An 18,645-nucleotide genomic window follows, 5' to 3' on the forward strand; every position below is an offset into this window, starting at 1 on the left:
ACATATTACTTCCTGCTTCTTTAGGCTAGATATAGTATAATTATTATCGTTTAAAGAAATGCGGAAGTATTTTTGTGTTGAATATTCAGGATAAAATCGAATATTTATGATAAAAGAAAGCAGGAGTAGAAATGGATCTTATTCAGAAGATAAAGCGGATAGAGCAGTACGTAGTAGAGAATTTTGATGAACTGGACTTGGATGATCCGATAGAAGAGGGATATTGGGAGGAGTATCAAGAGATTCCCGGGGCTTCGCAGAAAGAGATAGAGGCTTTTGAGAAGAAGTTTTCCATCAAGCTACCAAAAGACTTTAAGGCATTTTACAGCTATAAAAACGGAAGCAAATATTTCAGCATTTTACCCTCTGTAATCCATGATGTGGAAATGTCATTTTCCCTGATGAGTTTAGAGCAGATGGAGAAAACAAAGCAATATTTTCAGAACAGAGATGCTCTTCTAGCAGAGTTTCCAGACTTTTTCACCGAAGAAGAAATAGAGAAAATGCGGGATAGCAGGATTAAGCCTTATCTTTTCCATAAGCAATGGATTCCCTTTGCGGAATATTGTGACAGTTGCTTTTTGATGCTGGATTTTGACCCGGATAAGGAGGGAAAAGAGGGACAGATTCTTTGCTATATTCATGATCCGGATGAGGTGATTTATGCCGCAGCAGGGCTGTCAGAGTTTGTGGATGAGATTATACAGACTATAGACTGAGGGGAATCAGGATTTTGAAGTTACAGGGAAGCAGTATTGATAACGGGGGTATTGTCCGAGAAAGGGATGCTTATGGAAGCAATAAAACTACCTAAGAAGTACCGAGACATTTGCGAGGAAATCAAAAATGGCTCCTATGAAAGTTTGTCGAAGCTGGAAGCTTTTGAAAAGAAGTTTCCGCACCAAAATCTTGCGGTAAGGGCCGGGGTGGAGTTTTTTGAGCGACAGTATGAGGCGGCGGTAAGTCATACTCTTCTTCTAATGCCTTTTTGGGATGAGTGGTATTATTCCAATGTGGCTAACGAATATATGATGGCTATGTGCTTTGCGGCAAAGAAAATCGGACGGGAAGCGGAAGTCATTCCGGCTCTTCATGAAGAACGAAGTCGCTTAATGGAAGCAGAGGAAGAGAAATGTCTTAAAGGCTCTTGCCAACGCTATAATTATTGCGCGATTCTCCTGAACTATTTGCAGCAGGATATTTTACCGGAATCAAGAAGCAGAGATTATCAGCCGCCAAAAGTGCCGAAAATGGCTTCGGAATTGATAGCAGAAGGAAAGCTGAATCCCGAAAAAGACTTTGATAAGATGAAGCTTTTGAATTTACTTTTTATGAAGGGCAGTCCAGAGGATACAGTGGACTATTATGAAAGAATCAAGGACTTAAATCTTGGAGAATTGTATTATGAGCAAGCCTGCATTTGTTATGGGTATCTTGGGCAAAAAGACAAGGTATTGGAAGTGATAGAGCGCTGGGCAAAAAGTAAGCTTTGGGATGTGGCCAGTCCTACGCAGGTTCGTCCCATGAGCTTCTTTATGTATCCCTTTATGCATGAATATTTGGAGAATGAAGAGAGTTTAAAAAGAATTAGAGAAGCTATCTTCGGATAAAGATTAGGAAGGAAAAGGATGAAAGAAAAAACCGTCAGAGTGATCAAAATCGGTAAGAAAGCTCTGTATGAATTTCTCTATGAAAATATCATCTCACAGGAAGAAAGTCTTTTGCAAGTGCCTGCTACAGAAGTGATGAATCACTTTGCCATAGACTGGGAAAAGGGAGAGTTTATTTTCATGGCACATCAGGCGGAAGATGCGGATGGAGAATTGATTTCGCTCCCGAAGGAAATTCAGCTGGAAATACTGTTGAAAGCTTTGCCGGAAACGGCTGAATCTCTACTGGAACGAGGGAAGGTCTATCGAGATTATAGTTTTGAGGAATTAAAAGAGCTTTGCGGAGAAAACGAAGATAACGACGGAAAGTGAGTGTTTTATGAAATATAGGGATTGGAATGAAATGCAGCGGAAGCTTGAAGCGTTATATGTTTTGGATAACGCTTTGACAGATCCTTCCGAAGAGTATCTCCGCTTAATTCGAAAGACAGAAGACGGGGAAAAGCTTTATTATCATATAGATAATGGTGCAGGTGATTCCTTATCCGTGATTTTTACGAAAAAGCTGGTGCTGGTGAAAGGCTTCGCACATGAAAATGCTCTGAACCTGTTTGAAAAGGAAAAAGAGGAGCAAAGCTTAGTGGAGCGGATCTATGCCGGACTTCCGGAGGAATATCAAAACCTCTTTTCGGCGGAGGAGAAAAGGGAAACGACTTTTTTCCTTTGGTATGATGGAGAACTACATCAAAATCCCTTAGCAGAAAAGGATGGTGGGCAGTGGCTATTAGCGTATGCCTTTGAAAGTTTCGAGAAATTCCGGGACTTTGCCAAAGACTATTATGAACAAGACTTTTCGGAGAGCTTACTCCGAAAATTATATGAAAAGGGAGAGCTTTCGGAGAAAGAGCTAGAGGAATTGATTTCCGACTAAGGCAATGCTCGGACCGTAAAAAAGAAGTGTTTTTTTACAGCCTTCAGTTATAATGGAAAACAGCAGAATCAAGATAGTATCAAAGAAGCTAAGTAACAGAATCAAAGATGGTATTAAAGAAGTGAAACCAATAAAATCAGAAAAGGATCAAAGAGAACAAAATTGTAGAATCAAAGGAGGTTTCAGACAATGAAGTTTTTAGAGGAAGCACGGGCGTATCAGGACAATATGATTGCTGACTTGCGAGAGCTGGTAAAGATTGAATCCGTGCGGGATGACGATGCGGCAACGAAGGAGGCTCCATTTGGCCCAAACATTGCAAAGTGCTTGGATAAGGCCTTGGAAATCGGTAAGCGAGACGGTTTTCAGGTGGAAAATGTCGATGGCCATGCCGGTGTAATTCAGTACGGGAATTTAGAGGAGTCGGTAGGCATACTGGGACACTTGGATGTTGTTCCTATCGGAGACGGTTGGCACTTTGACCCCTTGGCAGGAGAAATTAAGGACGGCTATATCATGGGAAGAGGGACCTGTGATGACAAGGGCCCTGCCATTGCAGCATATTACGCTATGAAGATTTTAAAGGATAAGGGCTATAAGCTAAAGCACAATATCCAGATGATTTTAGGTACCGATGAGGAAAATACCTCTGCCGGCATTCTTTACTATAAGAAGGTGCGTAAGAATCCTATTATGGGAATCGTACCGGATGCGGAGTTCCCCTGTATCTATGCGGAAAAGGGAATTTTGGACTTTAGTGCTGAAGGAAAAATCGATTCCTGCATAAAGTCTATGCAGTCCGGCACAGCTTTTAATGTAGTAATCGGTAAAGCGGATGTAATTGTGGATAAGCCGCTGGAAAAAGAGTATTTTGAGAAGTTCCTGCTTGCTAACGGACTAAGCGGAGAATGCCATCAGGATGAGGAAGGCGCGCATTATCATATCGACGGTAAGCCCTTCCATGCTTCTCGCCCTTACATGGGTGTGAATGCGGCGGTGAAGATGTTTGAATTTGTCGGAAGCTGTTATAACGATGCCTTCAGTTTAAATGCAGTGAAGCTGTTCAAGGATCCGTACGGTGTCGGCCTGAAGGTGGAGTATGACGGTGCCTATATGGGACCCTTAACCTTTAACTTAGGTAAGGCAAATATAGAAAATGCGAAGGTTTATTTTGCCTTGGACTACCGTTATCCGAATGAATGTGAAGGCAGTGATTTACTAAAAAGAAGTGCGGACATCATTCAGGAAGTCTTACATATTGATACGACCTTAGTAGACGATTCCAAGTGGCTTCTGAACAATCCGGACAGTGAACTCATTAAAACTTGTCTGAAGCACTACCGTGCCTTTAGCGGAGATACCTATACACCGCCTCTTCGTATCGGCGGAGGAACCTATGCGCGCAGCTTTGAGAATTTTGCCGCCTTCGGTCCGATTTTCCCGACAAGAGAATATGCATCATGGGTTGGCGCAGAGCACGAGGCGGACGAGGGATTTGAAATAGAGACGATGCTTCTGGCCTGTGCGATTTATGCTAATGTACTCTATGATTTAGCATGTGAAAAATAAGAGCATTTGAAAAGAAGGGGCTGTAAAAAATCAAAATATTTTTCTACGCAATATAGGTCTGAACTTGGGGCACGCTCTCGCTAACCTCGCCTGACTGAGCAGTGGTTTTGTGAACCACTGCTCACTTTGCTTCGCAAAGCAAATTCCTTCGGAAGTTGGTCTACATGAAAATCACAACTTTTCTACAGTCTTTTTTTCTACAGCTAACTATCCTCTTCCTCCCAGAACAGCTCATCCAATGTTTTCCCCAGTACATGACAAATGGCAAGGCAGAGGCGGATGGTAGGGTTATAGTCCCCTTTTTCTATGGCATTGATGGTTTGTCTGCTGACGCCTACCAGATCCGCCAGTTCCTGTTGGGACAGGTCTTTTCCCGCTCTAGCGGATTTTAAACGGAGATTCTTCATTTTCTACCTCACTCTTCGTCATTCTTCATTCGATTCTTCAGGAGCATGAGAATCAGGGCAATGGCAAAAAAGATACTGAGAAGGAGAGGAACCATAAAACGGCTACTGAGCCTTCCGTCAATCCACATTTTATCAGGAGAGCTATTATCAACGATATGCATGATGTTCAGTACACTGTATAGAGCCCATACGGTAACACCCATTCTTTTATTTTTTTACTGATAAGCCCCCAGAAGGCATCATGGAAAAGGCAGTATCCCATGAGGATTAGCCCCGAGAAAAGAAGAATGGCAAGAGGGATAATCCCGGCTTCCATATACTTTTCAATGGGCTCGGCAAAGGCAGCGTACAGCATGAGAAGCCCCATGGTGGTGAAAAAAGCGTATTGATAGCCCTTTCCACGGACGATTACCTGCCTTTCATCATAACAATCTTGTTTGTCCTTACTCAATCTGTTTCGAAAGAGAACTAGCAGTGTAACGGTAAAAAAACCTACAGCTATTCCTAAATTAAAATAATTCATCGAAAACTCCTTTCCTTGCTTTCTCACTTTTTTACGGAAAGCAATGTGTATTACAAAATGTCGTAAATAATTTACATAACCAATATACACCTTGTTTTTAATATGTCAAGTATATTTTACAAAAAGACATCAGATAGGAAACTATCTTTAGAAGTATCCGTCTTGATTTTCTTTACCGATCGTCCATTCTCCAAAAGTTCTGCTACAATGAAACTATTTAAGCAAAGGAACAGTACGAGTGAAGAACATAGGGCATTAATAAAAAAACAAAGTGAGGAGTAAGATGTTATTTTATTTTTCAGCTACCGGAAATACCAAGCATGTAGCAGAGAAAATTAAAGAGCCGCAGGAAGAAATGATATCTATTGAGGAAGCCTGCAAGGCAGAAAGCTATGCCTATACGGTAAGAGATGGAAGGTTTGGGATTTTAAGCCCTACCTATGCTTGGGGACTTCCCAGCATTGTTTATGCGTTCTTGGAAAAGTTGAAGCTTCAGTATGAAACAAAGCCGTACAGTTTTTATGTGGGAACCTTCGGAACGACAACGGGGGCAGCATCTTCGATTGCGGATAGTCTTTTAAAAGAAAAGGGTTTAGCCTTAGATGCGAAATTCGATATTCGTATGCCGGATACCTGGACTGTGATTTTTGACTTATCCAATGCGGAAAAAGTTAAAAACAGCTTAAAGCAAGCGGAAGAGGAAATCACTGAGCTTAAGGCATCGCTTTCCGGAAAGAAAAAAGGAAAAGAGATGGATTTCACGGTACCGGAATTTGTAGGAAGGGTGGCGAAAAAGATTTATGACGGCAAAATACGAAAGACAAAGAATCTTTCTGTGTCTGACGCCTGCATTGGCTGTACACTTTGCGCTAAGAAATGCCCGGTTCAGGCGATTGAAATGCAGAACAAAAAGCCGGTTTGGGTGAAGGAAGATTGCACTATGTGTCTAGGATGTCTTCACCGATGCCCGAAATATGCCATATATTACGGGGACGGCAAGGCGACCAACGCCCATGGACAATATACGTATCAAAAATACGCAGGAGAGAAGAGCATGTAAGCTCTTCTTTGTGCTTTGAATAAACTTTTTTGTATTCTAAACATATCTACGTACACCGGTGATTACTTTAATAATATCGGTTTCATGGTAAAAGTCACGGATCTTCTTAAGGTAGTTTTCACAAGGATACCAAGTCATATTATTCTCTCTTTCTAACTTATTAGTTCATAGTATATAATATCAAATACAGTACGAAATATTAAAATTAACGTTGGCGATTTTGTGAAAATGTAAAAAGCGCTAACGTTAAATCCGTAAAATCATTATATAGAATATTCCCGTACCGGCATGCGTTATAGTAAAAAAATTATACGAAAGGAAATAATATGACTACAAAAGAAAAATTACAAAAATATCAGGACTGGCTATTCAAATGCTCTGCTTATCAAATGGCCTTAAACATCATTGGTATTGATAAGCAGACGGTGGCGCCGGAGGCAGGGGCAAGCTATAGAGACGAGCGTTCCGCCTTTTTGGCAGGAGAGCTTTTTAGCTTGGAAACCGATTCGGAAATCGTGGCATTACTAAAGGATTTGCAGGAAGATCCTGAGGTGGACGCGGAAAATAAGCGGGCTATTCAGCTTTACTATAAGAAGGCGGAAGATACCCTTTGCATTCCTAAGGAGGAGTTTGTTGCTTTTAAAAAGCTCTGTGCGGAGTCCTTTGATGCTTGGCTTTTGGCAAAGTCCAAGGCGAATTATTCTCTCTTTGCCCCTTATCTGAAAAAGGTGATTGAGAGCCAGAAGAAGCTTTACGGCTATCGAAAGAGTGAAAAGAGTATTTATAATCAGATGCTGGATGACTTTGAGCCGGGGATGGATGAGGAAAAATATGATGCCTTCTTTGCCGCTTTAAAGGAAAGATTGGTGCCGCTCATTCAGAAGGTCACAAAGGCGAAACAGCTTCGGGAGGATTTTCTTACGCAGAGCTTCCCTGTGGAAGAACAGAAGAAGTTTATGGAAGGTCTTTTAGAGTACCTGCATTTTGATTCTTCCTGGGGCTATCAAAATGAATCCGAGCATCCCTTCACTTCCTGGACCTGTGAAAATGACTGCCGTACCACTACGAAATATCTCGAAAACAATGTGATTTCTGCCATTTTGTCTACAGTGCATGAGGTAGGGCATGCCTACTATGAGCACAATATCAACCCGAAGTATGACGGAATGATTTTATCCGAGGGAGTGTCTTCCGGTATGCATGAGTCCCAGTCCCGCCTTTGCGAAAATTATCTGGGAAGAACTTTGGCCTTTTGGAAATATCATTATCCTAAGCTGCAAAAGCATTTTCCAAAGCAACTGGGAGAGGTATCTTTAGAGGAATTTTATCAGGCAATCAATGTGTCCAAGCCTTCCTTTATCCGAACGGAAGCAGATGAATTGACCTATCCATTGCATGTCCTTATTCGTTATGAAATAGAGAAGGGCTTATTTAACGGAAGCATTTCTACAGAGGGACTGGATAAAACCTGGAATGCAAAGTACAAGGAATATTTGGGAGTAGAAGTACCAAACGATAAAGTAGGCATCTTACAGGATGTGCACTGGTCGGACGGAAGCTTCGGCTACTTCCCCACTTACGCTTTGGGAACTGCCTTTGCTGCCCAGTTTATGCACGCTATGCGGAAGGATCTCAATGTGGAGAAGCTTTTGGAAGAAAACCGTTTTGATGAAATCATGAATTGGTTGAAGGAACACATCCATACTTACGGTTTCCGCTATGAGGCACCGGAGCTGATGAAAATGGTGACGGGGGAAGAGTTCAATGTAAACTATTTCTTGGATTACATTGAGGAGAAGTACACGAAGCTGTATCAGCTGTAGGGGAGGAAATTTAAAGTTCGGTGTTTTCTAAGATGATGTTCAACATCTGACGAGGGGTAACTACATAAACTTTTTCAGGAAAATGCTTTATATTACCGGTGACAAGCCAAGCTTCTTCCGTTTTTCGTTGTTCCATTACCACCTCATAAAAAACTAAATCTTTCGGATCGGGAAGACTTACGGATAGCGGTTCCGCATCTATATAGAGACCATACAGACGAAAAGTCTGTATAATATCATCAATTAAGTCTTTTGGAAGATGGAATTTGGGGCGAGATAACACATCCCGGTATTCTGACTCGATATCGTAATTTAAAACCGGTGTAATGATACCGGAAAATACCATGTCGAGAATGTTACCGGGAACGGATTGATGCTTGAGCATTGCGGATACGAGTACATTGGTATCAATGACAGCAAAATATTTCATAAGATACTATTTCCGTGCTTCTGCAATTTCTGCGTTGATTTCATCTAAGGACATATCGGAAATACCATATTCTTCCGCAATTTTACTGGCTTTCTCCAAGGCATAAATTCCCGGAGAATACTCTTTTTCAAGGGTCATGCTAAACGGTATACCGTTTTCCTGATTTAACCTAGACATACACATCCTAAGATAGGCAGGAAGAGAAAGCCCCAGTTTTTCTAAGATTTGTATAGACTTTATCTTTTCCGTGTCTTCTGTTCGGAATTGAACCAGTGTACTTGCCATATTTTCGCCTCCATTCGTAGAGTTTATACTAAACATCTTCTTGTGTATCAGTATAGCAGACAGAGACCGGAAAAACAATCATACGATTACTAATGATTATAAATAATTACGATTTGATTTATTAACGAAAGATGAGTAAAGGAGATTTTTGTGGCACGCTTTATTGTTTTTGATGTGGAGACACCGAACCGAAAGAATAACCGAATGAGCGCCATTGGCATTACTGTGGTGGAAGAGGGGAAAATCAGTAAGGAATTTTATTCTCTGGTGAATCCCGAGGCGGACTTTGACTATTTCAATGTAAAGCTTACCGGAATCAGTAAGGCCAGTGTCAAGGATGCGCCCACCTTTCCGGAATTATGGCAGCAGATTGAGCCACTTTTTTCCGATGGAATGCTGGTGGCCCACAATGCTTCTTTTGATATGAATGTGCTGAAAAATTGTCTTTTGGACTATGAGATTGATTGGAAGCCCTATGCCCGCTATCTTTGCACGGTGAAAATGGGCAGAAGCCTCTTTCCCGATAGGAGCCATAAGTTAAATATGGTCTGCGAGCATTTCGGGATTCCGCTTAATCATCATAGGGCGGACAGTGATAGCCGTGCCTGTGCAGAGATTTTGCTTCGCTATCTGGAAGCAGGGGCAGAGGTGAAGAACTTTATACGGACTTGCTCGTTTAAGAAATAAGGAATGGAGTATTGCGTAAGTGTTGAGTAGAGTGCTGAACAAAGCAATGTGTAAGTACAGAGCAAAGTATTGGGTAAAGTATTAAATCAAGCATAATAGAGGTTTTGCAGAGAAGATATTATGAAGGACATTATCAAAGACATTATCAAAGATATTAGTAAAGGTGTTACTAAAGACGTAATCAAATACGTTATCATTAAAGAAGCTCTATCGGAGGAGGCAAGAAAAGCTTATGCATAGAGAAGAAATTACCTTGTGTAATCATAAACTAAGCTTATTTCAGGCGGAGAAAGAGGACTGCCCGCTGATTGTTTTTCACAGCTTTTCCGATGAGGGGGAGGCGGTGTATCAGGAGCTTCGGAAACAGAATGCAGCGGAGTACAATTTTCTATCCATTGCCATTCATGACTGGCAGAGGGAGATGTCTCCCTGGCCGGCTGCGGCGCTCTCGAAAGACGGAGAGGATTTTTCCGGAGGCGCGGATGTATATTTGGAAAGCCTACTGTCCGCTATTTTACCTTGGGCTACGGAAAGAATTCACGGAAAGGCGAGTTTTATAGGCATAGCCGGCTATTCTCTGGCGGGATTATTTGCCTTGTATGCCCTGTATAAGACGGATGTCTTTACCTGTGTAGCCAGCATGTCGGGCTCTCTGTGGTTTCCGGGGATCAAGGAATTTTGCAAAGAAAATGCGATGAAAATTCTGCCGGAAAAGCTTTATTTGTCTATTGGAGATAAAGAGTCTAAAACAAGACATCCCATTTTAAAAACCATGCAGGAAAACACCGAAGACTTGCTAAAATATTTTAAATCTATGGGAATAGAGACGACTTATGAAGTAAATCCGGGCAATCATTTTCAAGATGTAAATCTCCGTTGTGCAAAAGGGATTTTGGAGCTTTTGCAATAAATATGGATTTAAGGTATTATAGGAAGTCCGGTTGCTTTATCACTCGAAATAAACCGAGTACTTTGAGCGAGAGATGCATCTTGTCCGGTAGGGTAAAGGCGGTAAAAGCAGGAGTATAAATAGAAAAGTAGGAGTAGGAGGAAAAATGTTAAATAGTAAAGGTTTTGATTTATGGGCGGATGATTATGACAAATCAGTCGGGCTCTTGGAAGAAGAGAATCGTTATCCCTTTGCAGGGTACAAAAAGATTCTGGGGGATATTTACAAAATTATAATGGAAAAGCCGGATGCAGTAGTTTTGGACATTGGATTCGGAACAGGCACATTAACCACAAAGCTATATAAAAACGGATGCACTATTTACGGACAGGATTTTTCCTCAAGAATGATAGAGCTCGCGTATGAAAAGATGCCTGGTGCACATCTCTATCAGGGAGATTTTTCAAAGGGTTTAGCGGATGAACTGAAGCAAGAGTCCTTTGATTTTATTATTGCGACGTATTCTATTCATCACTTAGCGGATGCACAAAAGGTTGTTTTGCTAAAAGATTTGCTTGCACATCTTAAAGATGGCGGAAAGATTCTAATTGGAGATGTCGCTTTTTCGAATCGTAAGGCATTGGATCAATGCAAAAAAGAATATGCGGATGAATGGGATAATGATGAAATCTATTGCGTTGCGGATGAACTAAGAACAGAATTTCCGAATCTGATTTTTGAGAAGAGGACATTCTGCTCCGGCATACTGATATTAGCAGGAGAAAATTTTGCCTTATACGAAACCATTGGTCTTGAGGGAAAGTAGAAATGTCTGTAAGCAGTTTTATTCATGTAAACAAAGCGGAAAATAAGGATTTTGATTTAGAAAAATTCAATAGGGAAATAAACAAGAAGTATCCGGGGACAGAGATAGAGCAGAGTAGCAATGTGTCATTTTCCTATGATCTTTGTTGGGAAAATTATGAGGAGCCTTATCAGTTTACCCTACGAATGGATAAAAAAAGAACCACCTTTGCCATAGAGTATTTTAATTCCGAGAATAGAATGAGGGATTATGCAAGCTTTATTGTATGGCTCAGCCTGTTTTTGAATCAAGGACAGGAATTGATTCTATGTGATGAAAATAATGAGGACACTCTGATGCTTTCTGCGAATACCTCCGTGGAAGATATTGAGGAGTGGTTAGGACAATTAGGGCTATAAGGATGGGAGATAGAGATGGATTTTACGCAGGATAGGAAAAGTAATATTCTTTTTGGTTTGCATGATAGCAGGATAAAGAAGATTCATTTTCAAAACGGTGTTTTAACCTTAGAACCGCATAAACTCTTTCAATATACGGAAGAGGGGGAAAAAGTATATTCCGGAAAACTTGTGTTTTTTGATACAGATTTAGAGGAATGTAATATTTTGATATTTGATAGGACTGTATATGAGGGGGAATTTTCCGGAAAAGCCATCGGATTAAAAGAATATATGAAAGAATATGCCCATGCAGAATTTGAAATCTTAACAGAAGGATACTTCGGCTATAGTACAACATATACAGGCTGGCTTTGGGAGAAAGGAAAAGAACCTGTATCGGCTATCCTGTATATTTGGAATTCAGGGGATATGGTTTATAGAATTGATTGCTAAATTGGAACGTGTGAGGATGGGATAATACGGTGAATGAGAAAAATAATGAGATAATTTTATTTGAAACAAATAATCAAGAAGTTAAGTTGTCAGTTTCTCTGGAAAATGAGACAGTATGGCTGAGTTCTAATCAAATGGCATTACTTCTTTGATAGAGATGAAAAAACGGTTCGTAAACATGTTAATAATGTTTTTAAGGAAAATGAATTAGACAAAGAAAACAACACGCAAAAAATGCGTGTTGATGGATGTAAGCGGATTGCAGCATCCATTTTTTTGGAATTTCTAGGGAGAAATGACGCATTATTCCGGAATGAAGAAAAGGTAATTAGCGATGGAGCTTTAGTGGCAATCACACTTATGATTGCAGAGTCTAAGCCGGAGGAAAAAGACATAATGACTACTTTGGTTATGAATCTATTGAAGATGTAGATAACTTTGAATTCATAGGAGGTAACGATGAACAAGATTACTTGTATTTGTTTAGGTGTGAAAGATATGGAAAGGTCAATAAAGTTTTATAGAGATGGTTTAGGATATAAGACTGATTGCAGAGAAAATAATCCGTCAGTATGCTTTTTTGATACTCCGGGAACAAAGTTTGAACTATTTCCTTTGGAACAATTAGCAAAAGATATTGATGAAAATAATCCACCAAAAGGGAATGGATTTTCAGGAATTACATTAGCCTACAATGTTGAACATAAAGAAGATGTAGAGACTGTAATTGCATTAGTAAGAAAAGCAGGTGGAAAAATTGTAAAAGAGCCACAGGAAGTTTTTTGGGGTGGATATCACGCATATTTTTCGGATTTAGATGGATACTATTGGGAAGTTTCATGGGGACCGAATTTTCAATTTGATGAAAATGGATTGCTAAAATTTTGAGGATAAATAGGGAAAGAGTATGTCATAAAGTAAGGAATATTTGATTTTGAAGGAGGTAATCATAGTGAATGAATTTAATGAATTTGTTCGTGAGATTTTTTCCGCAGCAGGTGATATTGTCATAAGATCCATGATGGGCGGATACCTTATATATTTTAACGGTAAGCTGATAGGTGACATTTGCGATAATGAACTATTTTTAAAGAGAACGCCGACATCGGACAAACTTCTTGCAGACTCAGAATTGCGTTATCCGTATGAGGGTTCAAAGACATTGATGTATGCATTCGACAGATTTGAGGATATGGATTTGATTACTGAACTACTGAAAGGTATGTATGCGGAACTGCCAGAAAAGAAATCCAAGAAAGCTAAATGAGACAAACAAGCTTCAGTTTGTTGAGCTTAGCAAGGTATAAGTTTCTATGAGATGAAACCTATAAAACTTGTACAGATATTGTAGGGTAGGAAAAGAACTCTTCCTCTATACTAAAATAAACCGAAAGAAAGGAGGGATTGAAATGAATATTATCAAGTCATTTAACAATACGATTGATTATCTTGAAACAGTTCTTGATGATGAGATTGACGAAAAGAAAGTAACTCAGCTATCCGGATACTCTTATTCTATGTTCAGCAGATTGTTCTCTATTCTAACCGGAACAACGCTATCAGAATATATAAGAAGCAGAAAATTGACGGAAGCAGCCGTTATATTAAGAGATACGGACGAAAAAATTATTGATGTTGCTTTCAAATTTGGATATGAGTCATCAGATTCATTTGGAACAGCTTTTAAAAATTTTCATGGATTTACTCCTTCTGAGGTAAGAAATGGAAAACCATTCAAATTAGTATCACGAGTGCAATTAGCACTAAGTGTAAGAGGAGGAAGAAGCATGAACATTACAATTCAAAAGAAACAAGCATTTACGGTTGCAGGGGTAAATGAACAAAGCATCAATTCATCATTATGTCCGAATGTCTGGGATAAACTGTATGAAAAATATAGCCATGATGAACTTGCAAGTTTGGGAAGCGGTCAAAGTATGGGCGTTTGCCATGATGTGGAAAATCCAAGCACAATAAACTATATGGCAGGCTATATTGTTACAGATGTAGACAAAGCAAGAAGTATGGGATTAGATGTTTTGGAAGTGGAAGAAGCAGAGTATGCAGTTGTGGAGTTAATAGGAAGTGTTCCGGATTGCATTCATAACGGGTGGAAATATGCGATGGAAGTCTTTTTCCCTGAGCATGGCTATGTTCATTCAGGAAAACCTGACTTTGAATATTATTATGAAGGTGATATGCACAGCAATGATTATAAAATGGAGCTGTGGATTCCGATAAATAAAGCTTAAAAAACAGGTTTGTAAAATAAAAGAGATTCCATTTCAAGAGGATTGGGGAGATAGAAGAAGTATGCTGAACATCAGCCAACTGTCTACAAAGTATAGAATTAAAAAAATGGAGGAAGAGGATATCTCCAGGATTTTGAATCTGGAGAATGGCAATCTCCAATACTTTGCGTATTGCCCACCAAAGCCATGTAGGGAAACGGTGCTGAATGATTTAAAAGCCTTACCGGAGGGGAAAAGCCTTAAGGATAAATTCTATATCGGCTTTTTTGAAAATGACAGCTTAATTGCCATTATGGACTTTATTCGCTCCTTTCCAAAAGAAGATACGATTTTCATCGGCTTGTTTATGATGGACAGTAAAGAGTCCGGAAAAGGGAAAGGGAGCGCTATTATTACAGAGGCTTTAACGGCATGGAAAAGCGAAGGTTATGAAAAAGTAAGACTGGCCTATATGAAAGGAAATATGCAAAGTAGGAGCTTTTGGAGAAAATGTGGTTTTACGGAGACGGGCGTAGAAAAGGAAAATGAGCAGGGAATAGCGGTCATTATGGAAAGAATAATGTGATGGGATAAACCTGTATTTAGTAAACTATTCATGATTACATAAGAAGAGCAAGAAAAATGATTTTCAAGTATAGCTGAGGCTGAATCTATCATTTAGAGGTAAAAGTAATGGAGGGAATTTAAATGGGATTTAGGATATTCATGCTAATCGTAGTTTTACTTATTCCGTTCACTATGCTTTTCTTTGGCTGGCTACTTTTCAGGAGAACACCGAAAGAAATCAATTATGCATTCGGATACCGAACAAAAAGGTCCATGAGGAATGAAGAAAAATGGAAGTTTGCGAATCAATATTTTGGGAAAGCATGGTATCTTTGCGGACTGCTTTCAGCACCTCTCTCCGTGATTGCCATGGCCATTGTTTTTGAAAAGGGAACGGAGACAGTGGGGACTGTTGGCGGTATTATCACGATGATTCAGATGATTCCTTTAGTTGGCGCGATGATTCCAACAGAGATTGCATTGAAGAAAAACTTTGATGAAAACGGGAGAAGGAAATAAAGTTGGGATTTATTTTTTTGTATCTGTAACATTGGAAAATAATTTATTTTCACCTGAAAGTTGCATATAATGAGACTATGAGGTGAAAATATGATAAAAACAACAGCAATGCTCCTAGAGGAATTAAGTGAATACGGTTCTCCAAAGTCTAAGCTCTCCCGTATGGCTAAGAGTGGTGAGTACTTCCCTATTACAAAAGGAATTTATGAAACAAACCGGCATACTTCGGCTTACTTACTCGCGGGCAGCATTTACGGTCCTTCCTACATTTCCTCTTGGCATCCGTTTGTTGCAAGAAGGAGACTACTTTTATCGGATTGCTGAAGTAGAAAAGGCCTTATGCGATCAGCTTTATACTGTGCCTCCTTTGCCAAATACAAAGGAGCTTTTTTTGCATTTAACAGAAAACTTACGCATTGAAGAATCAGAGCTGAAAAAGCTGGATACCCTTAAGATATGTGAGTATAGTGCGGCGTATCATTCAAGCAATATTAAAAAGTTGTGTTCCCTTCTTAGGAGGCTTTAAGATGAGTGTTGTGATTGAACAAATATTGAAAAACTATCATGTGGATTTTGAATTTTTAACAGAAGGATACTTCGGCTATAGTACAACCTATACAGGCTGGCTTTGGGAGAAAGGAAAAGAACCTGTATCGGCTATACTGTATATTTGGAATTCAGGGGATATGGTTTATAGAATTGATTGTTAAATTTGGGTTTGTGGGAGTGATTGGTGTATGAGGAAAGCAGTATTTATCTTAATGTTGATTCTATGTATCGCGATCAATGTATTTACTTTATGGCTTATCTTACCTGATTTTTTCTTTCCAAAAAGAAGCGTATATGTTACAAAACAAGACGACTATATCGTGGAAATAGTAAAAGAATATTTTCGTATAGAATATGATATTAGTAAGATTGTCTATCAGCAAAGCTTTCCGAATGGCTATTCTTTGGATATCTATGATGTAGTCGGAGAGACGGATAAGGAATTTGATGATACGCTTAGTGTTGCTGAAAGTAATGAAATACAAGAATATTTTTTAAATTTAAAGCCGGATTCATCCAAATATTTGAGGCTGTTGGAAGCAGAACTCATAATTGAATTCTTTGTAATTACAGTAATTATTATTGCTAATAGCAGAAAAAATCGAAGAAAATCGGATACCGAACAAAAAGCTCAATGATGAATGAGGAAACATGGAAGTTTTTGAATTAATATTTGTGGAAAGTATGGTATCTTTTTGGATTGCTTTCAGTGCCTCTCTCCGTTATGGCTATAGCCCTTGTACTTGGAAAAGGAACAGAGAGCGTGCTCTTTAGAGTGAGGGATGCTTATTGACCTTTAGATCAATAAGATGAGAAGTCCAGGAAAGATAAATTTGAACTTGTGAGGATGGGATAATACAGTGAATGAGAAAAATAATGAGATAAAGAAAACAACACGCAAAAAATGCGTGTTGTTGGATGTAATCGGATTGCAGCATCCATTTTTTTGGAATTTCTAGGGAGAAATGACGCATCATTCCGGAATAAAGAAAAGGTAATTAGCGATGGAGCTTTAGTGGCAATTACACTTATGATTGCAGAGTTTAAGCCGGAGGAAAAAGACATAATGACTACTTTGGTTATGAATTTATTGAAGATGTAGATAAATTAGAATTTGGAGGGATGTTCAATTGATGATAATTGATAAAAAAGAAGATTTGTTAAGATGTATCAGGAATGAACTTGTACCTGAAAATCCAAAAGTGAAGCACACTGGAATTAAAGGGTTGTTAGAATATAGATTAAATAATAACATTAGTCATCCAGATTCAATATATAAAGGATATGACAAGCATAAATGTAAATATTATGGAGAATCAAAAACTTCTGATTATTTCAGAGCAATATACAACATTGATCCATTTAAGATTGGAAGTAGCGATACAATTTTTAATTGCTGGTCATTTGCTAGCAGATTTTTTAACGGAGTAGTGGGATATACTGTTTCTGAAAAAGATGTCTTATTTGAGTTAGAAAAATATTTTATTGCTTACGATTCGATAAAATTAAAATTAGATAAGTTAGCAGACTATCATCACTGTTTATCTAATTTTATGCCAGCTCCTAAAGGATTTAATGGGTATAGCTTTATAGATAACAGAACTAATAAAAAATATGAGCAAGATGGGAAAGGGAATTATTACAGAGATAATGATTTTCCTGATATTTTCTACAAAAGAGCAAAAAATGATGACAAACTATATCAGTATTATCGATGGATTAATAAAAATATGGATTCATTTTGTTTAGATTTTTTCAAAAAATTTGAATCCTATCTATCAGATTGTGAAGCGAATCATCCAGTTGATGTAAACAATGAGAAAGACTTAGAAAATTTCGAGAAGGGATTAGATAATGCTATAAAATGCATAGAAATAAGAGCAGAAGAGTTGTTTCGGAAAATGAAATCTCTATAAATCCCAGTTTATAGATTTAAAAAATAAATTTGCCGGTTTGATAAATTTTATTTCCCACTCGTTTGGACTAATAAATAATGAATAGATGAATAATTAATATTTAGAGGAGAATGCTGAAGATGATAATAAAAAATGAAATTCCTATACTTGAATATGACAATTTTTCTATAGAGGTAATTAAACCAAATCATGGTTGCGAGGAGTTGAAACTTCCGGAAAAGTGTGTGTTTGCTTTCTTAGGAGACTGCGTAGATGAATTCGCAATGAATAGTAATGCAATAATTGCCGAAGAATTTGAAAATTGCTGTAGAACTACAAATATATATGTGATTGAGTATAAAGGGCAAAGAATATGTCTTGTCCGTCCTAATATTGGTGCACCTGCGTCCGTACAGCTTTTGGACAGGCTGATTGCTTGTGGTTGTAAGAAAATAATTGCAACAGGTTCTTGTGGGGTTCTGAGGGATATAAAAGAAAATGCATTCCTTATTCCTACAAAAGCATTGAGAGATGAGGGAACATCATTCCATTATTTACCACCATCACGATATATTGAAATCGACCGGAAAATGATTGGTGAAATTAAGGATGTTTTTGAAAAATTAGACATACCATTTGAAGAGTGCATAACTTGGACAACAGATGGTTTTTTTAGGGAAACACGGGAAATGGTTCAGTATAGATTAAGTGAAGGCTGCTCTGCTGTCGAAATGGAATGTGCTGCACTTGCTGCGTGTTCACAAAAAAGAGGAGCATCATTTGGTCAATTCTTTTTTACTGCGGATTCGCTTGCAAGTGTTACTGAACATGATGAAAGGAATTGGGGAATTTCGTCACACTCTAGAGCATTACACCTTGCTTTGAATTTAATATGCAATATATAAAAAAGATACTCCATTTTATTGAGATAATAATTGAAGGAAAAATTGTAATTTTATCTATGTAAAAACTATGACAAATTAGAATCTGTTTAGTTCCTTAGAGTAATGT

29 protein-coding genes are annotated in these 18,645 nt (G+C 38.6%); 24 read left to right on the forward strand and 5 right to left on the reverse strand.

The genetic code is table 11. The annotated features are described in order from the left end of the window. Positions 1-131: 131 nt before the first annotated feature. From HMPREF9124_RS01655 to HMPREF9124_RS01675, 5 genes are all read left to right on the forward strand, one after another. A complete protein-coding gene (locus tag HMPREF9124_RS01655; protein WP_009429461.1) occupies positions 132-719 on the forward strand; it encodes an SMI1/KNR4 family protein in 588 nt (195 codons plus the stop codon). 72 nt (positions 720-791) lie between these two features. Continuing rightward, positions 792-1,610 carry a hypothetical protein gene (locus tag HMPREF9124_RS01660; RefSeq protein WP_242821538.1) on the forward strand — a complete coding sequence of 273 codons (819 nt, stop codon included), beginning with the start codon at positions 792-794 and terminating at the stop codon, positions 1,608-1,610. Positions 1,611-1,628: 18 nt separating this feature from the next. Next, on the forward strand, positions 1,629-1,982 hold the full coding sequence (locus HMPREF9124_RS01665) for a hypothetical protein (protein WP_009429670.1): 354 nt from the start codon (positions 1,629-1,631) through the stop codon (positions 1,980-1,982). 7 nt (positions 1,983-1,989) lie between these two features. Further along, complete coding sequence (locus HMPREF9124_RS01670) at positions 1,990-2,541, forward strand: hypothetical protein (protein WP_009428941.1); 552 nt, start codon at positions 1,990-1,992, stop codon at positions 2,539-2,541. Between the two features lie 189 nt (positions 2,542-2,730). Beyond that, a complete protein-coding gene (locus HMPREF9124_RS01675; RefSeq protein WP_009428606.1) occupies positions 2,731-4,110 on the forward strand; it encodes a Sapep family Mn(2+)-dependent dipeptidase in 1,380 nt (459 codons plus the stop codon). A 203-nt stretch (positions 4,111-4,313) separates the two neighbouring features. Here HMPREF9124_RS01675 and HMPREF9124_RS01680 read toward each other — a convergent pair whose 3' ends face one another. From HMPREF9124_RS01680 to HMPREF9124_RS01685, 3 genes are read right to left on the reverse strand one after another with little or no spacing between them, the layout of a single operon-like run. After that, complete coding sequence (locus HMPREF9124_RS01680) at positions 4,314-4,517, reverse strand: helix-turn-helix transcriptional regulator (RefSeq protein WP_009427934.1); 204 nt, start codon at positions 4,515-4,517, stop codon at positions 4,314-4,316. A gap of 8 nt (positions 4,518-4,525) precedes the next feature. Continuing rightward, the gene (locus tag HMPREF9124_RS11825) at positions 4,526-4,720 is read right to left on the reverse strand and encodes a hypothetical protein (RefSeq protein WP_139090265.1); all 195 of its coding nucleotides are present in this window, start codon (positions 4,718-4,720) and stop codon (positions 4,526-4,528) included. Further along, positions 4,684-5,040, reverse strand: coding sequence for a hypothetical protein (locus HMPREF9124_RS01685; RefSeq protein WP_009429120.1), 357 nt, complete (start codon positions 5,038-5,040; stop codon positions 4,684-4,686). Before HMPREF9124_RS01685 ends, HMPREF9124_RS11825 begins: the two co-directional genes overlap by 37 nt. Positions 5,041-5,323: 283 nt before the next feature. Here HMPREF9124_RS01685 and HMPREF9124_RS01690 point away from each other — a divergent pair, with 283 nt between their 5' ends. After that, positions 5,324-6,100 (forward strand): EFR1 family ferrodoxin, encoded by a 777-nt coding sequence (locus tag HMPREF9124_RS01690; protein WP_009429863.1) that lies wholly within the window; start codon positions 5,324-5,326, stop codon positions 6,098-6,100. Between the two features lie 326 nt (positions 6,101-6,426). Then, positions 6,427-7,923 carry a carboxypeptidase M32 gene (locus HMPREF9124_RS01695; protein WP_009429163.1) on the forward strand — a complete coding sequence of 499 codons (1,497 nt, stop codon included), beginning with the start codon at positions 6,427-6,429 and terminating at the stop codon, positions 7,921-7,923. 10 nt (positions 7,924-7,933) lie between these two features. Here HMPREF9124_RS01695 and HMPREF9124_RS01700 read toward each other — a convergent pair whose 3' ends face one another. Together HMPREF9124_RS01700 and HMPREF9124_RS01705 are read right to left on the reverse strand one after the other, a co-directional pair. Next, positions 7,934-8,353, reverse strand: coding sequence for a PIN domain-containing protein (locus HMPREF9124_RS01700; RefSeq protein WP_009428766.1), 420 nt, complete (start codon positions 8,351-8,353; stop codon positions 7,934-7,936). Between the two features lie 6 nt (positions 8,354-8,359). Beyond that, a complete protein-coding gene (locus tag HMPREF9124_RS01705) occupies positions 8,360-8,638 on the reverse strand; it encodes a type II toxin-antitoxin system RelB/DinJ family antitoxin (RefSeq protein WP_009428108.1) in 279 nt (92 codons plus the stop codon). A 150-nt stretch (positions 8,639-8,788) separates the two neighbouring features. Between HMPREF9124_RS01705 and HMPREF9124_RS01710 the strand changes: the two genes are divergently transcribed. The 17 genes from HMPREF9124_RS01710 to HMPREF9124_RS01790 all read left to right on the forward strand — a co-directional run bounded on the left by HMPREF9124_RS01710 (position 8,789) and on the right by HMPREF9124_RS01790 (position 18,539). Next, positions 8,789-9,325 (forward strand): 3'-5' exonuclease, encoded by a 537-nt coding sequence (locus HMPREF9124_RS01710; protein ID WP_009428801.1) that lies wholly within the window; start codon positions 8,789-8,791, stop codon positions 9,323-9,325. 232 nt (positions 9,326-9,557) lie between these two features. Next, on the forward strand, positions 9,558-10,235 hold the full coding sequence (locus HMPREF9124_RS01715) for an alpha/beta hydrolase (RefSeq protein WP_009429572.1): 678 nt from the start codon (positions 9,558-9,560) through the stop codon (positions 10,233-10,235). Between the two features lie 145 nt (positions 10,236-10,380). Beyond that, on the forward strand, positions 10,381-11,040 hold the full coding sequence (locus tag HMPREF9124_RS01720) for a class I SAM-dependent methyltransferase (RefSeq protein ID WP_009428506.1): 660 nt from the start codon (positions 10,381-10,383) through the stop codon (positions 11,038-11,040). A gap of 2 nt (positions 11,041-11,042) precedes the next feature. Then, positions 11,043-11,438 carry a hypothetical protein gene (locus tag HMPREF9124_RS01725; protein ID WP_009427990.1) on the forward strand — a complete coding sequence of 132 codons (396 nt, stop codon included), beginning with the start codon at positions 11,043-11,045 and terminating at the stop codon, positions 11,436-11,438. 15 nt (positions 11,439-11,453) lie between these two features. Next, positions 11,454-11,873 (forward strand): hypothetical protein, encoded by a 420-nt coding sequence (locus tag HMPREF9124_RS01730; RefSeq protein ID WP_009429976.1) that lies wholly within the window; start codon positions 11,454-11,456, stop codon positions 11,871-11,873. A gap of 234 nt (positions 11,874-12,107) precedes the next feature. Then, positions 12,108-12,305 (forward strand): hypothetical protein, encoded by a 198-nt coding sequence (locus HMPREF9124_RS11930; RefSeq protein WP_009428636.1) that lies wholly within the window; start codon positions 12,108-12,110, stop codon positions 12,303-12,305. Between the two features lie 27 nt (positions 12,306-12,332). Then, positions 12,333-12,761: a VOC family protein gene (locus HMPREF9124_RS01740; RefSeq protein WP_001033924.1), complete on the forward strand. Its 429-nt coding sequence runs from the start codon at positions 12,333-12,335 to the stop codon at positions 12,759-12,761. Positions 12,762-12,825: 64 nt separating this feature from the next. After that, positions 12,826-13,140, forward strand: a complete 315-nt coding sequence (locus HMPREF9124_RS01745) for a TfoX/Sxy family protein (RefSeq protein ID WP_009427913.1) — start codon at positions 12,826-12,828, stop codon at positions 13,138-13,140. Positions 13,141-13,282: 142 nt separating this feature from the next. Beyond that, positions 13,283-14,125, forward strand: a complete 843-nt coding sequence (locus tag HMPREF9124_RS01750; RefSeq protein ID WP_009428565.1) for an AraC family transcriptional regulator — start codon at positions 13,283-13,285, stop codon at positions 14,123-14,125. Between the two features lie 61 nt (positions 14,126-14,186). Then, the gene (locus HMPREF9124_RS01755) at positions 14,187-14,690 is read left to right on the forward strand and encodes a GNAT family N-acetyltransferase (RefSeq protein ID WP_009428964.1); all 504 of its coding nucleotides are present in this window, start codon (positions 14,187-14,189) and stop codon (positions 14,688-14,690) included. A 122-nt stretch (positions 14,691-14,812) separates the two neighbouring features. Continuing rightward, positions 14,813-15,190, forward strand: coding sequence for an SdpI family protein (locus HMPREF9124_RS01760; RefSeq protein ID WP_009429591.1), 378 nt, complete (start codon positions 14,813-14,815; stop codon positions 15,188-15,190). A 205-nt stretch (positions 15,191-15,395) separates the two neighbouring features. Beyond that, complete coding sequence (locus HMPREF9124_RS01765; RefSeq protein ID WP_242821539.1) at positions 15,396-15,716, forward strand: hypothetical protein; 321 nt, start codon at positions 15,396-15,398, stop codon at positions 15,714-15,716. Position 15,717: 1 nt separating this feature from the next. After that, positions 15,718-15,900, forward strand: a complete 183-nt coding sequence (locus tag HMPREF9124_RS01770) for a hypothetical protein (protein ID WP_009429154.1) — start codon at positions 15,718-15,720, stop codon at positions 15,898-15,900. A 27-nt stretch (positions 15,901-15,927) separates the two neighbouring features. Continuing rightward, entirely contained in the window at positions 15,928-16,377 is a 450-nt protein-coding gene (locus HMPREF9124_RS01775) for a hypothetical protein (RefSeq protein WP_009429060.1), read from the forward strand. Positions 16,378-16,643: 266 nt separating this feature from the next. Then, positions 16,644-16,841, forward strand: a complete 198-nt coding sequence (locus HMPREF9124_RS01780) for a hypothetical protein (protein WP_009428621.1) — start codon at positions 16,644-16,646, stop codon at positions 16,839-16,841. Between the two features lie 28 nt (positions 16,842-16,869). Beyond that, the gene (locus tag HMPREF9124_RS01785; protein WP_139090267.1) at positions 16,870-17,655 is read left to right on the forward strand and encodes a hypothetical protein; all 786 of its coding nucleotides are present in this window, start codon (positions 16,870-16,872) and stop codon (positions 17,653-17,655) included. A 119-nt stretch (positions 17,656-17,774) separates the two neighbouring features. After that, positions 17,775-18,539: a nucleoside phosphorylase gene (locus tag HMPREF9124_RS01790; protein WP_009221188.1), complete on the forward strand. Its 765-nt coding sequence runs from the start codon at positions 17,775-17,777 to the stop codon at positions 18,537-18,539. Positions 18,540-18,645 lie beyond the last annotated feature (106 nt).

This window comes from Oribacterium sp. oral taxon 108 str. F0425, from assembly GCF_000214455.1.
Taxonomy (GTDB): Bacteria; Bacillota; Clostridia; order Lachnospirales; family Lachnospiraceae; genus Oribacterium; species Oribacterium asaccharolyticum.